This window comes from Enterobacter chuandaensis (genome assembly GCF_039718975.1).
GTDB classification, from domain to species: domain Bacteria; phylum Pseudomonadota; class Gammaproteobacteria; order Enterobacterales; family Enterobacteriaceae; genus Enterobacter; species Enterobacter chuandaensis.
The window spans coordinates 4555082-4569471 of sequence record NZ_CP097173.1 but is presented as its reverse complement, the minus strand read 5'-3'; the positions used below and the strand labels follow the sequence as shown (position 1 = coordinate 4569471).

General features: G+C 57.4%; 15 protein-coding genes. 7 read left to right on the top strand and 8 right to left on the bottom strand.

Annotation, left to right across the window (positions count from 1 at the left end):
* Window positions 1-25: 25 nt before the first annotated feature.
* Window positions 26-574 carry a helix-turn-helix domain-containing protein gene (locus MX657_RS21945; protein ID WP_346806807.1) on the top strand — a complete coding sequence of 183 codons (549 nt, stop codon included), beginning with the start codon at window positions 26-28 and terminating at the stop codon, window positions 572-574.
* 44 nt (window positions 575-618) lie between these two features.
* Here MX657_RS21945 and rhaM read toward each other — a convergent pair whose 3' ends face one another.
* From rhaM to rhaB, 5 genes are read right to left on the bottom strand one after another with little or no spacing between them, the layout of a single operon-like run.
* Entirely contained in the window at window positions 619-933 is a 315-nt protein-coding gene (rhaM, locus tag MX657_RS21940; RefSeq protein WP_346806805.1) for an L-rhamnose mutarotase, read from the bottom strand.
* Window positions 930-2078: a lactaldehyde reductase gene (fucO, locus tag MX657_RS21935; RefSeq protein WP_346806803.1), complete on the bottom strand. Its 1149-nt coding sequence runs from the start codon at window positions 2076-2078 to the stop codon at window positions 930-932. Before fucO ends, rhaM begins: the two co-directional genes overlap by 4 nt.
* Window positions 2079-2108: 30 nt before the next feature.
* On the bottom strand, window positions 2109-2939 hold the full coding sequence (gene rhaD, locus MX657_RS21930; protein WP_346806801.1) for a rhamnulose-1-phosphate aldolase: 831 nt from the start codon (window positions 2937-2939) through the stop codon (window positions 2109-2111).
* A 47-nt stretch (window positions 2940-2986) separates the two neighbouring features.
* On the bottom strand, window positions 2987-4246 hold the full coding sequence (gene rhaA / locus MX657_RS21925) for an L-rhamnose isomerase (RefSeq protein WP_119916923.1): 1260 nt from the start codon (window positions 4244-4246) through the stop codon (window positions 2987-2989).
* Entirely contained in the window at window positions 4243-5712 is a 1470-nt protein-coding gene (rhaB, locus tag MX657_RS21920) for a rhamnulokinase (protein ID WP_346806800.1), read from the bottom strand. Before rhaB ends, rhaA begins: the two co-directional genes overlap by 4 nt.
* A gap of 301 nt (window positions 5713-6013) precedes the next feature.
* Between rhaB and rhaS the strand changes: the two genes are divergently transcribed.
* Both rhaS and rhaR read left to right on the top strand, forming a co-directional pair.
* Window positions 6014-6850, top strand: coding sequence for an HTH-type transcriptional activator RhaS (gene rhaS / locus MX657_RS21910; protein ID WP_080330310.1), 837 nt, complete (start codon window positions 6014-6016; stop codon window positions 6848-6850).
* A gap of 73 nt (window positions 6851-6923) precedes the next feature.
* Window positions 6924-7772, top strand: a complete 849-nt coding sequence (gene rhaR, locus MX657_RS21905; RefSeq protein ID WP_119916921.1) for an HTH-type transcriptional activator RhaR — start codon at window positions 6924-6926, stop codon at window positions 7770-7772.
* On the opposite strand, the gene rhaT is transcribed toward rhaR, so the two are convergent.
* The gene (gene rhaT / locus MX657_RS21900) at window positions 7773-8807 is read right to left on the bottom strand and encodes an L-rhamnose/proton symporter RhaT (RefSeq protein ID WP_119916920.1); all 1035 of its coding nucleotides are present in this window, start codon (window positions 8805-8807) and stop codon (window positions 7773-7775) included.
* 288 nt (window positions 8808-9095) lie between these two features.
* On the opposite strand from rhaT, the gene sodA reads away from it, so the two are divergent.
* Together sodA and yiiM are read left to right on the top strand one after the other, a co-directional pair.
* Complete coding sequence (gene sodA / locus MX657_RS21895) at window positions 9096-9716, top strand: superoxide dismutase [Mn] (protein WP_346806795.1); 621 nt, start codon at window positions 9096-9098, stop codon at window positions 9714-9716.
* 66 nt (window positions 9717-9782) lie between these two features.
* Window positions 9783-10457 carry a 6-hydroxyaminopurine reductase gene (gene yiiM / locus MX657_RS21890; protein WP_346806793.1) on the top strand — a complete coding sequence of 225 codons (675 nt, stop codon included), beginning with the start codon at window positions 9783-9785 and terminating at the stop codon, window positions 10455-10457.
* A gap of 108 nt (window positions 10458-10565) precedes the next feature.
* On the opposite strand, the gene cpxA is transcribed toward yiiM, so the two are convergent.
* Both cpxA and cpxR read right to left on the bottom strand, forming a co-directional pair.
* Window positions 10566-11939 carry an envelope stress sensor histidine kinase CpxA gene (gene cpxA / locus MX657_RS21885; protein ID WP_014885717.1) on the bottom strand — a complete coding sequence of 458 codons (1374 nt, stop codon included), beginning with the start codon at window positions 11937-11939 and terminating at the stop codon, window positions 10566-10568.
* A complete protein-coding gene (gene cpxR / locus MX657_RS21880) occupies window positions 11936-12634 on the bottom strand; it encodes an envelope stress response regulator transcription factor CpxR (protein WP_006179159.1) in 699 nt (232 codons plus the stop codon). Before cpxR ends, cpxA begins: the two co-directional genes overlap by 4 nt.
* Before the next feature lie 150 nt (window positions 12635-12784).
* Here cpxR and cpxP point away from each other — a divergent pair, with 150 nt between their 5' ends.
* Together cpxP and fieF are read left to right on the top strand one after the other, a co-directional pair.
* On the top strand, window positions 12785-13291 hold the full coding sequence (gene cpxP, locus MX657_RS21875) for a cell-envelope stress modulator CpxP (RefSeq protein ID WP_080330314.1): 507 nt from the start codon (window positions 12785-12787) through the stop codon (window positions 13289-13291).
* A gap of 153 nt (window positions 13292-13444) precedes the next feature.
* A complete protein-coding gene (fieF, locus tag MX657_RS21870; RefSeq protein ID WP_119916918.1) occupies window positions 13445-14338 on the top strand; it encodes a CDF family cation-efflux transporter FieF in 894 nt (297 codons plus the stop codon).
* The last annotated feature ends 52 nt before the right edge of the window (window positions 14339-14390 follow it).

The following is a 14390-nucleotide window of genomic DNA, read 5'->3' as shown; positions in this document are numbered from 1 at the left end:
ATTTATAGAACAAAGAGGCCGTTTTATGACGCAGCCAATTAGCGTAATCGCCAAAAGTCTGGTGCGAGAACGCACGCGAACCGGACTTTCACTGGCGGAGATTGCCCGCCGTGCCGGGATCGCTAAATCTACCCTTTCCCAGCTGGAATCCGGCAACGGGAACCCGAGCCTGGAAACGCTATGGTCGCTTTGCGTGGCGCTGGATATTCCCTTCGCCCGCTTGCTGGAGCCGCAGCTGACGACCACGCAGGTGATCCGCCGTGGCGAAGGCACGAAAGTGGTTGCCGGGCAGGCAAACTACGAAGCCATTTTGCTCGCCGCATGCCCACCGGGCGCGCGCCGTGATGTCTATCTTCTGATGACCCAGCCAGGCGCCGATCGCATATCTCAGCCGCATTCGCCTGGCGCAGTAGAGCATATTATTGTGACGCAGGGGCGGGCCTTGGTCGGCCTGCTCGACGCGGCGGAAGAGCTGGCCGCCGGGGATTACATCTGCTACCCGGCCGACCAGCCGCACATCTTTAAGGCCCTGGAGCCAGACACGTATGCGCTGCTGGTGGCGGAACAAAACTAACAGGGATCCGGCATCCTTGCTGCAGGAGGACGCTGGCAACGTCTTCACGCCAGGTAAAACACCTCGTTCAGCTCGGTACTCACTGGGCTATTATCCAGGTTCGACGGCATGACATCCCGCATGTGTTTCCACCAGCGTTGGCAAACGTCGGTGTTCGCCACGGCTTTCCAGCGCTCCTCCGATTCAATCTCCACCGTTGCAAACAGCAGGTTGCGCTCTTTGTCGAGATAAATGGCGTAGCGGTGCGCGCCGTGGTCTTTCAGCACCGTTTCCAGCTCGGGCCAGATCGGATTGTGGCGGCGCGTATACTCCTCGTGGGCATCCGGGTTGACCTGCATAACAAACGCTTTGCGGATCATAATGCCTCCAGATAGAGCTCGCGGACCTCATCGCGGCTGGCGGTGCGCGGGTTGCATGGCGCGCACGGATCGGCGAGGGCTTTATCCAGCCAGCCCTCGATGTCCGCTTTGGTCACGCCGAGCTGGCTAAAGCCGGACGGAATGCCGACGCGAGCGCTCAGGTCGCGAATCGCCTGAATCGCTGACATGCTGGCGGCCTCGTCGCTCATCCCGCGCGTATCGACGCCCATCGCCTGTGCCACACGGGCAAAACGCGCGACCGCGTTCGGGCGGTTAAAGTTTTCGATGATCGGCAGCAGGATGGCGTTGCACACGCCGTGCGGCAGGTTGTGCGTCGCACCCGGCTGGTGCGCCAGAGCGTGCACAAGGCCGAGTCCGGCGCTGTTGAACGCCATGCCCGCCAGATACTGACCAAACGCCATCTGCTCGCGCGCTTCCAGATTATGGCCGTCGTCGACCGCTTTCGGCAGCCAGAGGTTAATCAGGCGAATCGCTTCCAGCGCGTTGGCGTCGGTCAGCGGGTGCGCGCCAACGGACACGTAGGCTTCAATGGCGTGGGTTAACGCATCCATACCGGTCGCGGCGGTCACCGGGGCGGGAATATCGAGCATCACGCTGGCATCGTCCACGGCAATATCCGGGATGATATTCGGGTCGATAATCACCTCTTTCACCTGACGCGCGGCGTCGATGATGACCGCGTTGCTGGTCATCTCCGCCGCCGTGCCTGCGGTAGTGTTGATCGCCACCAGCGGCACGCCCGCGTTTTTCACCTTACCGACGCCGGAGTAATCGGTAGACGGGCCTGGATTAGCAGTGAGAATTTTGATCGCCTTGGCGGTATCAATCGGGCTGCCGCCGCCAAAGGCAATCACGTAATCACACTCCGCGTCCCGGTAAGCCGCAAATCCTTTTTGCACCAGCGCTTCCGTCGGGTTCGGAAACACCTCATCGAACAGGTGATACGATATTTGATGGGCGTCCAGCGCGAAAAACAGACTGTCGAGCAGGCCCAGTTTCACCAGTTGGCCGTCGGTGACAATCAGCGCTCTGCCCCACTGCCTGGTCGCCACCAGGCTGACCATATCGCCGATTGCGCCCGCACCATGCAGGCTAATTTTGGGAAGTGCCAACATAAAGCTCATGATAATTCTCCTTAACTATCGCCTGTGGCGTTACGCGTATAAATCCAGGGCCGACTGCATCGGGGTAACACCAAAACGTTTGCCCAGCGCGATCAGCTCTTCCCGGGTGATGGTCTGCTTCATGCGGCCCATGGAGTAGACCTTCACCAGCACTTCCGCGGATTTCTCGGCGGTGTCGATCAGGCCGAAGGTTTCATCCAGCGTCGGACCGCTGCCGAAGACGCCGTGGAACGGCCAAAGTACCAGCGAATGTTTTTGCATATCTTTGGCGGTCGCCTGGCCGATCTCGTCCGTACCCGGCACCATCCACGGCAGAATGCCGACGCCGTCCGGGAAGACCACCAGGCATTCGGTACTGCCTTCCCACAGCTTGCGGGTAAAGAAATCAGAATTATTTTCCAGCACGTAGGTCAGGGCGATCAGGTTAGTGGCGTGGCAGTGCATGATGACGCGGTCTTTGCCGTCAGTCGCCTTGATACGTTCGCAGTGGGAGAGGAAGTGCGCCGGCAGTTCAGAGGTGGGAACCGCTTCATCCGTTAGTCCCCAAAGGATGTGGTAGCCCGCGCCGTCGCTGTCTACCCTCACGACGCCGAGATTGGCCTGCGGGTCGAGCTGGACGTTGCGGAAAAACTTCCCGGAGCCGGTGACAATAAACGGTGTGTTGGCGAGCAGCGGCATCGGCTGGCTCAGCGCGATATAGCGCGGCTTCTGGTGGAAATCGGCGGCGAACGGTTCGATATCCGCGTCGTCCAGGCGCAGCGTCAGGTTACCGCCGTTGCGCTCGTCCCAGCCCTTCAGCCAGGCGTCAGAGGTGGCTTTGATCATGCCCTGGACGAACCAGGAGGTGGTGATGGTCTGCATAATTTTCTTTTCCAGTTATCGTGGTGAGGGTTAGGGTGAGGGGCCAGTTACCCGCGTTTGCTTAACACGTCTTTCTCATACGCCCGCACGTTGTCTAGCCACTGGCTGCCCGCAGGCGCATCGTGACGCTGGCAGTACATCTCCCATACCGCCTGCCACGGCAGGGATTTTTGCTCCTCCAGCAACGCCAGACGCGCGGTGTAGTCACCGTTAGCCTCCAGCTGTTTCAGCGCGGCGACAGGCTCCAGCAGCGCGCGCAGCAGCGCTTTCTTCATGTTGCGGGTGCCGATAACCCACGCCGCGATGCGGTTGATGGAGGCGTCAAAGAAGTCGAGACCGATGTGCACGCGGTCAAACAGATCGTGACGGACGATCTCGCTGGCAATCGCCTGGGTTTCGTCATCCAGCAGCACCACGTGGTCGCTGTCCCAGCGCACCGGACGGCTGACGTGCAGCAGCAGACGCGGCACGTAGAGCATGGCGGCGGAAATTTTGTCGGAGATAACTTCCGTTGGGTGGAAGTGGCCTGCATCCAGGCACAGCGCGGTCTGGCGGCTGGTGGCATAACCCATGTAGAACTCGTTCGAGCCGACGGTGTAGCTTTCTGCGCCAATGCCGAACAGCTTGCTCTCCACCGCGTCGATGTGGTGCGTCGGGTCCAGCTTCTCGCTGATGGCTTCATCCAGCGCGGCCAGCAGGCGCTGGCGCGGGGCCAGACGGTCAACGGTGATGTCCTTCATGCCGTCCGGGATCCAGATATTCATCACCGACGGCGTGCCGAGCTGCTCGCCGAAATACGCCGAGACGCGGCGGCTGGCTTTGACATGGTCGATCCAGAACTGGCGGATTTCGTCGTTGGCGTGCGCAAGGGTAAACCCGTCGGCGCTCAGCGGGTGCGAGAAGCAGGACGGGTTAAAATCCAGACCCAGCCTGTTGGCTTTCGCCCACTCCACCCAGTTTTTAAAGTGCTCCGGTTTGATTGCGTTACGCGCCACCGGCTCGTCGGACTCCAGATAGATCGCGTGCAGGTTCAGGCGTTTTGGCCCCGGGATCAGGCTCAGCGCCAGTTCCAGATCCGCACGCAGTTCGGTGGCGTTGCGCGCTTTGCCCGGGTAGTTACCCGTTGCCTGAATGCCACCCGTCAGGGAACCGCCCGGATTCTCGAAACCGGCGACGTCATCACCCTGCCAGCAGTGCATGGAGACGGGCAGACGGTCGAGCTGGCGCAGCGCCTCTTCGACATCCACGCCGACGGCGGCGAAACGCTGTTTAGCCAGGTCCCAGGCTTGTTCAAGTTGAGTGGTCATGCGCAAAGCTCCTTAGTCAGTCGTTTTTGCTGAAACTGCGCCCGGTAGCGGGCAATGTCATGGCAGGGATTGGGGGTGAAGGTGGTCAGGCTGTTATTCGCCGTCACCACCGAACGGAAATCGTCAACGTTTGATAGTTCATCCAGCGTCATCAGCTGAATGCCGATGTTGCCGAGCGTGGAAGCCTCTACGGGGCCTGCCACCACGGTAATGCCGCAGGCATCGGCGCAGAGCTGGTTCAGCAGCTGGTTCTGGCAGCCGCCGCCCACGATGTGCAGCTGGGTGAACGGTTTACCGCGAAGGCTCGCCAGCTCGCTCAGGATGTCGGCATAGAGAAGGGCGAGGCTGTCAAAAATACAGCGCGCCAGCTCGGCGGGGCGGGAAGGTACCGGCTGCCCCGCGTCAAAACAGGCGGCCTGGATCTCAGCGCTCATGTGCACCGGGTTAATAAAGCGGTCGTCGTTCGGGTTAATCAGGAAGGTGCAGGCCTTCAGCTTTTCGGTTTCCGCAATAAGTGCGGGCAGGTCGGTGACGTTCTGCTCTTTCAGCACCCGCTGGAGCAGCCACAGGCCCATGATGTTCTTCAGCACGCGGTAGCGTCCTTCGGCACCGCCTTCGTTGGTGATATTGGCGGCCAGCGCGGCGTCGCTGGTGTAAGGCGTTTTGCTCTCAAAACCCATCAGCGACCAGGTGCCGGAGGAGAGATAGGCCGCGTCTTTGCTGGCGAGCGGCGAGGCAATGACCGCGCTTGCGGTGTCGTGACTGGCGACGGCGACAACGGGAATTTCATTCCCCTGCGGGCAAACCCACTGGCCGATGACATTGCCCGGATGGGTTGGCGCGCCGAACCAGGACGGCGAGGCGCCCGTCCATGCCAGCAGGTGTTCATCCCAGTTATCGGTGTTGATATTGACCAGCTGCGTGGTGGTGGCGTTGGTGTATTCCCAGTTCATGTTGCCGGTCAGACGATAGCCTAAGTAGTCCGGGATCAGTAGCGCATGCGCCACCTTTTCAATCAGTTCTGGCTGTTGCTCCACCAGCGCGCGCAGCTGGTACAGCGTGTTAAACGGCAGAAACTGAATGCCGCTGCGACCATAGATATTCTCTTTGCCAAGCTGCGCGATGGCGTGCGCCATCAGCCCATCGGTGCGGCTGTCGCGGTAGGAGACGGGCAGGCCTACGCGTTCGCCGTGACTGTCCAGCAGCACGTAATCCACGCCCCAGGTATCAATGCCGATACTGTCGATGCGGATACCGTCTTCGCAGACGTTGTGAAGTCCGGTGCGGATCTCCGCCTCCAGCGCATCGATATCCCAGGTCACAAAACCGTCCTGTTTTTGCAGACAATTGGCGAAACGGTGCATTTCGCGAAGCGTAAGGGTGTGCTGGTCACAATCCCAGGTGGCGAGCATTACACGGCCGCTGGATGCGCCTAAATCGACAGCCACACAATGGCGAAAAGTCATGGTCGGGTCCTTTCTTAAGTCATTAGCGAGGAGTGTAAGAAAGGGAAGAAATAGCCACCTTCTCGCCACTGACAGCCCAAATCTCGCGCTGGCAAGAAAGCAAAGGTGAACGTGAGGGAGTTCACAGTTTCCAGTAATGGCAGGGTTTGCAGGCAGTGTGACGCTGACCGCATTTCCCGATCTTTCCGCCTGTTTCTTGAAAAACCGACAGATTTTGCGCGGTTTGCTGTCAAAAATTTAAGGTGAGCGTGGAAGGCCTTAATTACTATTTTGAGAACTTTTCTCATTGGTGGGGGCCGTTATGACCGTACTGCACAGCGTCGATTTTTTTCCTTCGGGAGCTTCTCCGGTCGCGATTGAGCCACGGCTTCCTCAGGCTGCGTTCCCGGAGCATCATCATGATTTTCATGAAATTGTGATTGTTGAGCACGGAACGGGCATCCACGTGTTTAACGGTCAGCCGTATACCATCAGCGGCGGTACGGTGTGCTTCGTGCGCGATCACGACAGGCACCTGTATGAACATACCGACAACCTGTGTCTGACCAATGTGCTCTATCGTTCCCCGGATGCGTTCCAGTTTCTCTCCGGGCTGAATCAGCTGTTGCCGCAGGAGAAGGACGGCCACTACCCGTCGCACTGGCGGGTGAATCAATCCACGTTGCAGCAGGTGCGTCAGCTGGTGAGCCAGATGGAGCAGAGCGAGGACGGGCAGGAGACGCACGCTATTGCCACCCGCGAGCTGCTGTTTATGCAGCTGCTGGTACTGCTGCGCCGCAGCAGCCTGGTGGAAGGGCTGAAAAATAACGACGCGCGTCTGAATCAGCTGATGGCCTGGCTGGAAGATCATTTCGCTGAAGATGTCTGCTGGGAAACGCTGGCGGACGACTTTTCGCTCTCGCTGCGCACGCTGCATCGTCAGCTCAAGCAGCATACCGGGCTCACGCCGCAACGTTACCTCAATCGTCTGCGTCTGATCAAAGCGCGACACCTTTTACGGCATACCGACGAAAGCGTTACGGATATCGCCTATCGCTGCGGTTTCGGCGACAGTAACCACTTTTCGACGCTGTTTCGCCGGGAGTTTAGCTGGTCGCCGCGCGATATCCGTCAGGGCAAGGACGCGTTGCTTCAGTAACGCGAGGGCAATCACCGTTTTCAGGCCGCAAAAAAGCTAATAATGTCCGGTTATCCGCCGTAGAGGTTGTGGTGTGGCCGCTCAGTTAATTCTTCGCAAAGATGATTTTTTTTCCTCCGCGAGTCAGGCCGTCGCGGTGGCCGACCGTTACCCGCAAAATGTCTTTGCCGAGCATACCCACGAGTTCTGCGAGCTGGTGCTGGTGTGGCGCGGCAATGGCTTACACATCCTCAACGACCGGCCCTACCGCATCACGCGTGGAGACCTGTTTTACATTCGTGCTGAAGACAAGCACTCCTACGCCTCGGTTAACGATCTGGTGTTGCAGAACGTCATCTACTGCCCTGACAGGCTCAAGCTGAATGTCGACTGGGCGGGCAACATCTCGGGCTTTCCTGGTACCAGAGGCGAACCGCACTGGCGTTTAAGCAGCAGTGGTATGGCTCAGGTGCGCCAGACCATTTCCCAGCTGGAGCAGGAGAGCCAGAAGAGCGATCCGGTGGCAAACCAGATGTCGGAGCTGCTTTTCGCCCAGCTGGTTATGACCCTCAAACGTCATCGTTACGCCACGGATAATCCCTCCGCCACCACGCAGGAAGCGCTGCTGGATAAGCTGATCGCCCGGCTTGCGGGCAGCCTGAATAAAAGCTTTGTGCTGGAGAAATTCTGCGAGCAGGAGCAGTGCAGCGAGCGCGCGCTGCGCCAGCAGTTCCGCACTCAAACGGGGATGACGGTAAACCAGTATCTGCGCCAGCTGCGCATCTGCCACGCCCAGTATCTGTTACAGCACACGGAGCTGATGGTAAGTGAAGTGGCGATGCGCTGCGGCTTTGAGGACAGTAACTACTTTTCGGTGGTGTTTAACCGCGAGGTGGCGATGACGCCGGTTCAGTGGCGTCATCGCAGTCGAAAAGCAGCGTAATCAGTTCGCCATGCCGAGGCCGACGATATTGGCCGCAATGATAATCACCACGCAGCCCAGGCTCAATACGCCAACCGGACGGCGCCCGGCATTGTTCCACTCCTTCAGCACCAACCCAACCAGCCCGCCGCACAGCACGTAGAAGCTCATGTGCAGCATCCAGCTCATATAGTCATACTGCGGCGGAATGCTGGCGTGGCCCCAGGCGTAGAAAAAGAATTGCAGATACCACATCAGGCCACCTAGCATCGACAACAGCACATTGGTGATGATCAAGGATTTTGCCAGTGAGAAATCGGCTTTTACCGACAAATCTTTCACTTTTGCCAGACGAATGAAGCAGAAGCCGAGGTTAACCAGCGCGCCGCCGCCCATGATCACCACGTAGCTTGGCAGGGCAACATACAGCGGGTCGACGCCCAGCGCCGCAGCGGCGTCGTGCATGGGTTTTGCAGCGTTCATCGCGAACGACATGCCCGCCGAGAAGATGCCGCACATCACTGCCAGCAGCAGCCCTTTCTTCAGATTAAAGTCCTCGGCTTTGATGCCCATCTTGCGCTCTTTTAGCTGGCCTGCGCGGGTGACGATCCCCACGCCGATCACCGCCACCAGCACGCCCAGCAGCGTCATTCGCCCGCCCCGGGTGTTGATCAGCACGTCGAAGTTGCCGTTGAGGATTGGCGTCATCAGGGTGCCGACGATCAGCGTAATGCCAATCGCGATACCAATACCCATCGACATGCCGAGATAGCGCATGGTCAGGCCGTAGTTGATATTGCCGATGCCCCACATCGCGCCGAACAGGAATACCGGCAGCAGGGTGGAGGCGTTGAAGGAGGAGAAGTAGCCCCAGAAATCGGGCAGCAGCATGGCGCTGATTGTCCACGGCAAAATCAGCCAGGAGACGGTACCGCCAACGGACCACATGGTTTCCCATGACCAGCCTTTCACCTTTTTGAACGGGGCATAGAAACAGGCTGCACTGGCTGCGCCTATTAAATGCCAGAAGATACCCATCGTAATCGCATGATTCATTTTTACGTCCTCATCGTTTTTATAGCCGGAGGCTTCCCCCCGACTTGATGAGTGTAAAAATTAGGCGGTTCAGGAACCTTCAGAAGGTTGCCGCACTTTTGTTCAGGATGGCAATCAGCACGTTAAGCGGGTGAGCAGACTCACAATTTTATCATTTATCAGAATCCTAATAACCTTATAAAAACTACGGCATTGATAATCATTTTCAATATCATTTAATTAACTATAATGAACCAACTGCTTACGCGGCATTAACAGCTGTGCCGCCCGACAATAATGGAGAGGATTATGAGTTATACACTGCCATCCCTGCCGTATGCCTACGACGCACTGGAACCGCATTTCGACAAGCAGACGATGGAAATCCATCACACTAAACACCACCAGACCTATGTGAACAACGCGAACGCCGCGCTGGAAAGCCTGCCAGAGTTCGCTAACCTGCCTGTTGAAGAGCTGATCACCAAACTGGACCAGCTGCCAGCAGATAAGAAAACCGTGCTGCGTAACAACGCGGGCGGTCACGCTAACCACAGCCTGTTCTGGAAAGGCCTGAAAACCGGCACCACCCTGCAGGGCGACCTGAAAGCGGCTATCGAGCGTGACTTCGGTTCTGTTGACAACTTCAAAGCGGAATTCGAAAAAGCCGCTGCAACCCGTTTCGGCTCTGGCTGGGCGTGGCTGGTTCTGAAAGGCGAAAAGCTGGCGGTCGTTTCTACCGCTAACCAGGACTCCCCGCTGATGGGTGAAGCGATCTCTGGCGCATCCGGTTTCCCAATCCTGGGTCTGGACGTGTGGGAACACGCTTACTACCTGAAGTTCCAAAACCGTCGCCCTGACTACATCAAAGCGTTCTGGGATGTGGTGAACTGGGACGAAGCAGCAGCGCGTTTCGCCGCTAAAAAATAAGGTTGCATTGACGCCTGTGAGAAGCGAGTCTGATGACTCGCTTTTTTTGTATCTGAAGGAGTAGAGATGCATTACCCGGTGAATGTGTTTACAGGCAAGGTAAGGGAGTACGACGGCAGCCGACCGAGCGCCATCGCTAAAATTCAGGTCGACGGGGAGCTGACGTTAACCGACCTTGGGCTGGCGGGTGACCAGCAGGCCGAAAAGAAAATCCACGGCGGGCCCGAGCGCGCGCTGTGCCACTATCCTCGCGAGCACTATCAGCACTGGAAAGCCGAGTTTCCTGAGCAGGCGGAACTCTTCGTTGCCCCCGCGTTTGGCGAGAATCTTTCCACCGAAGGGCTCATCGAAAAGAACGTGTTTATCGGTGATATCTACCGCTGGGGCGATGCCCTGATTCAGGTAACCCAGCCGCGCTCGCCGTGCTTCAAGCTTAACTACCATTTCGGCATTCATGACATGTCGGCTCAGATGCAAAACGCGGGTAAAACCGGCTGGCTGTACCGCGTGGTGCTGGCAGGACAGGTGTCAGCGGACGCGCCGCTTGAGCTGGCGTCGCGCCTGAGCGATGTCTCTGTTTATGACGCCTGCGCCATTGCCTGGCATATGCCGTTTGACGACGAGCAGTATCACCGCCTGCTGTCTGCGGCGGGGTTATCGACAAGCTGGACCAGAACGATGCAGAAGCGGCGTTTAAGCGGCAAAATCGAGGATAATTCGCGGCGATTGTGGGGGAAGTAACTTCCCCGCACCCCGGCCCTCTCCCCAAAGGGGCGAGGGTGAAAAGACTGCACCGAGCCGTCCCCTCTCCCCTATGGGGAGAGGGTTAGGGTGAGGGGTAAGGAAGGGTTACGAACGCTTATACAACGGCAGCCACAGCGTTAACCGTAGTCCACCCAGCGGGCTGTCGTCGGCTTTCACCCAGCCACGGTGCTGCTGCATGGCGGTTTCAACAATCGCCAGACCCAGCCCCGTGCCGCCAGACTCGCGATCGCGCGCTTCGTCGGTACGGTAGAACGGACGGAAAATCTGCTCGCGGTCTTCCGGACTCACGCCCGGGCCGTCGTCATCGACAATGACGGTGATCCCGTCTTTATCCACCGAGAATGCCACCTCAATCTTCGTATGCGAGTAGCGCAGGGCGTTACGCACGATATTCTCCAGCGCGCTTTCCAGCGTGTTGGGGTTACCGTACAGCGGCCACGGGCCCGGCGGGAAGTTGACGGTGAACGATTTACCCATCTGTTCCGCTTCGAACGCCGCGTTGTCCAGCACCTCGTGCCACAGGTGATTGGCTTTCACCGTTTCGCTCACCAGCGCGTTTTTCTGCTGATTGCGCGACATCACCAGCAGATCGTTAATCATGCTGTCCAGACGGTGCGCTTCCGTTTCAATACGCTCCAGCTCTTTGCTTTCCCCGCTGCGGCGACGCAGCAGGGCGGTGCCCAGCTGCAAGCGCGTGAGCGGAGTGCGCAGTTCGTGGGAGATGTCCGACAGCAGGCGTTGCTGGGCAGTCATCATCCGATCCAGCGCGCTCACCATCTGGTTAAAACTCGTCCCTGCGGCAAGGAACTCCTGCGGTCCAGCTTCCAGTTCCGGGTGTTGTCGCAAATTACCCTGCGCCACTTCATCGGCGGCATTCTTCAGCTTACGCGCTGGTTTCGCCAGGCTCCACGCCAGCCATAACAGCAGCGGGGAACTGACCAGCATCGTGACAATCAGCAGCAGAAGCGGACGGTCAAACAGCAGGTTGATGAAGTCGGACTGGGAACTGCTCGCAGGGCGAATCAGATAGAGCTGGTAATTATCTTCCCCATCCCGTACCGAGAAAGGACCGACCATCTCTACCCGACCATATTTCTTCTTCTGTGGGTGATCGGCGTTATCCGCCTGGCCAATAAAGTTGCGGATAATCTGCATTTCATTGCGATCGGCCCCAATCACGCGGCCTTCGCTGGTCACCAGCAGCAGGCGTTGTCCGGGCGGCGCCCACTTGTCGATAGCGCGAAACAGCCTGCGCCACCACATTAAATCGTTCGGCGGATCGTTTGCCAGCTCCGCTTCCACGTGCTGCTCGATCATCACGCCCTGACGTTGCTCACTGTCGAGCAGCTCCGTCATCTGGCGTGAGTCGAGTTTTGGCAACATCAAAACGAGCATTAAAACCAGTGCCAGCGTTAGCCAGAAGATGGCGAAGATGCGGGCGGTTAAGCTGCCTATCATGAAGCGGAAACCATCAGATAACCGCGTCCACGCAGGGTTTTAAACCATGGGTGACCGTCTTTACGCTCCGGCAGCTTACGGCGCAGGTTAGAGATGTGCATGTCGATGGCGCGGTCAAACGGGGTAAGACGTTTGCCCAGCACTTCCTGGCTTAAATGTTCACGCGAAACGACCTGGCCGAGATGCTGCGCCAGCAGATACAGCAGGGTGAACTCGGTGCCGGTCAGTTCCAGCGTCTGGCCGTCAAAGCTCGCTTCCTGACGGCCCGGGTTCAGGCTCAGGGAGTCCACTTCCAGCGTTGGTGAGCTGTTGTCGGTATTCTGCTGCTGCTCGCTCCAGTGGGAACGACGCAGGATCGCGCGAATACGGGCCACCAGTTCACGGTCGTTGAACGGCTTCGGTAAATAGTCATCCGCACCCAGCTCAAGGCCGAGAACGCGGTCAAGTTCGCTGCCGCGAGCGGTCAGCATGATAACGGGGGTCTGGTGTGTCTGGCGAAGCTCTTTCAGCGTATCAATACCGTTTTTCTTTGGCATCATTACGTCGAGCAAAAGTAGATCGATGCTGTCGTCAAGGAGACTCAGCGCCTGCTCGCCATCATGGGCAACCAGGACGTTGAAACCTTCCATGTCGAGCAACTCCTTTAAAAGGGATGTGAGCTCTCGGTCATCATCAACTAACAGGATTTTATTCATTGTTTAAATACCTCCGAGGCAGAAATTACGACATCAAGGCTATCTAATCCATGACTTTACGTTGTTTTACACCCCCTGACGCATGTTTGCAGCCTGAATCGTAGACTGTCTCTCGTTGAATCGCGACACGAAAGATTTTGGGAGCAAGTGATGCGCAAAGTTACCGCTGCCGTCATGGCCTCAACGCTGGCGTTCAGTGCGTTTAGCCAGGCTGCTGTAGCTATCATCGGCGATAACGGTTCCTCGCAAGAGGGCGCAACGCAGCACAGCAGCCAAAGCCATATGTTTGACGGCATAAGTTTAACCGAACATCAGCGTCAACAGATGCGAGATCTGATGCAGAGGGCACGACACGACCAGCCCCCTGTTAATGTTAGCGAAATGGAGACAATGCATCGCCTTGTCACCGCAGAAAATTTTGACGAAAGCGCTGTGCGCGCTCAGGCCGAAAAAATGGCACAGGAACAGGTTGCCCGCCAGGTAGAGATGGCGAAGGTCCGCAACCAGATGTTCCACCTGCTAACGCCCGAGCAGCAAGCGGTTTTGAATGCCAGACATCAGCAGCGTATGGACCAGCTGCGTGAGGTTGCACGGATGCAGCGAAGCTCAGAAACGACTTTTTTCAGTAGCAATAGCAGTACCCGTAGTAACCAGTAAACCCTGTTTTCCTTGCCATAGACACCATCCCTGTCTTCCCCCACATGATGTGGGGTTTTTTTTTGTCCCGCATTCTGATTCGTTAACCGTTTATTCATCCTTTGCCTCCCCATGCTTCCGTTATACTAGCGGCATGACATGACAGGAGCGTTTATGAATCAATCCTATGGAAGGCTGGTAAGCCGGGCCGCCATTGCGGCGACCGTCATGGCCACTGGCCTGCTGCTGATTAAAATCTTTGCCTGGTGGTATACCGGCTCGGTCAGTATTCTGGCGGCGCTGGTGGATTCACTGGTGGATATTGCCGCCTCGCTGACCAACCTGCTGGTGGTGCGCTACTCGCTGCAACCGGCGGATGAAGAGCATACGTTTGGTCACGGCAAAGCGGAGTCGCTCGCAGCGCTGGCGCAAAGTATGTTCATTTCTGGCTCCGCGCTGTTCCTGTTTTTGACTGGTATTCAGCACCTTATTTCGCCTTCGCCGATGAACAATCCCGGCGTTGGCGTGGTCGTCACGGTTATTGCACTTATAAGCACACTTGTTCTGGTAACGTTCCAGCGCTGGGTGGTTCGCAAAACGCAAAGCCAGGCCGTACGGGCGGATATGCTTCATTATCAATCTGATGTTATGATGAATGGGGCTATTCTTATTGCGCTCGGTCTGGCCTGGTATGGCTGGCATCGGGCCGATGCGTTGTTTGCGTTAGGGATTGGTATCTATATTTTATATAGCGCCTTACGGATGGGGTATGAAGCGGTGCAGTCACTGCTCGATCGCGCCCTCCCGGACTCAGAACGCAATGAAATTTTTTCTATCGTGACCTCCTGGCCCGGCGTCAGCGGTGCACACGATCTTCGAACGCGGCAGTCAGGGCCGACCCGCTTTATTCAGATTCACATTGAAATGGAAGACAACCTGCCACTGGTACAGGCTCACGTGATTGCTGAGCAGGTCGAGCAGGCGATTTTGCAGCGTTTTCCTGGTTCCGACGTCATCATTCACCAGGATCCCTGCTCGGTTGTACCCGGACATATTGGGCTTTCGTAATTCGTTGTAAAAAAGTGAGCCAGACCAGCATTTTGTGTATAAATTACCGCCA

Excerpts from the sequence above, each read along its gene's own strand:
- cpxA (WP_014885717.1), bottom strand. The coding sequence starts at position 11,939 with ATGATAGGCAGCTTAACCGCCCGCATCTTCGCCATCTTCTGGCTAACG.
- yiiM (WP_346806793.1), top strand. The coding sequence starts at position 9,783 with ATGCATTACCCGGTGAATGTGTTTACAGGCAAGGTAAGGGAGTACGAC.
- rhaD (WP_346806801.1), bottom strand. The coding sequence starts at position 2,939 with ATGCAGACCATCACCACCTCCTGGTTCGTCCAGGGCATGATCAAAGCC.
- cpxR (WP_006179159.1), bottom strand. The coding sequence starts at position 12,634 with ATGAATAAAATCCTGTTAGTTGATGATGACCGAGAGCTCACATCCCTT.
- rhaA (WP_119916923.1), bottom strand. The coding sequence starts at position 4,246 with ATGACCACTCAACTTGAACAAGCCTGGGACCTGGCTAAACAGCGTTTC.
- rhaB (WP_346806800.1), bottom strand. The coding sequence starts at position 5,712 with ATGACTTTTCGCCATTGTGTGGCTGTCGATTTAGGCGCATCCAGCGGC.
- MX657_RS21945 (WP_346806807.1), top strand. The coding sequence starts at position 26 with ATGACGCAGCCAATTAGCGTAATCGCCAAAAGTCTGGTGCGAGAACGC.
- rhaM (WP_346806805.1), bottom strand. The coding sequence starts at position 933 with ATGATCCGCAAAGCGTTTGTTATGCAGGTCAACCCGGATGCCCACGAG.
- fucO (WP_346806803.1), bottom strand. The coding sequence starts at position 2,078 with ATGAGCTTTATGTTGGCACTTCCCAAAATTAGCCTGCATGGTGCGGGC.
- sodA (WP_346806795.1), top strand. The coding sequence starts at position 9,096 with ATGAGTTATACACTGCCATCCCTGCCGTATGCCTACGACGCACTGGAA.
- cpxP (WP_080330314.1), top strand. The coding sequence starts at position 12,785 with ATGCGCAAAGTTACCGCTGCCGTCATGGCCTCAACGCTGGCGTTCAGT.
- rhaT (WP_119916920.1), bottom strand. The coding sequence starts at position 8,807 with ATGAATCATGCGATTACGATGGGTATCTTCTGGCATTTAATAGGCGCA.
- fieF (WP_119916918.1), top strand. The coding sequence starts at position 13,445 with ATGAATCAATCCTATGGAAGGCTGGTAAGCCGGGCCGCCATTGCGGCG.
- rhaS (WP_080330310.1), top strand. The coding sequence starts at position 6,014 with ATGACCGTACTGCACAGCGTCGATTTTTTTCCTTCGGGAGCTTCTCCG.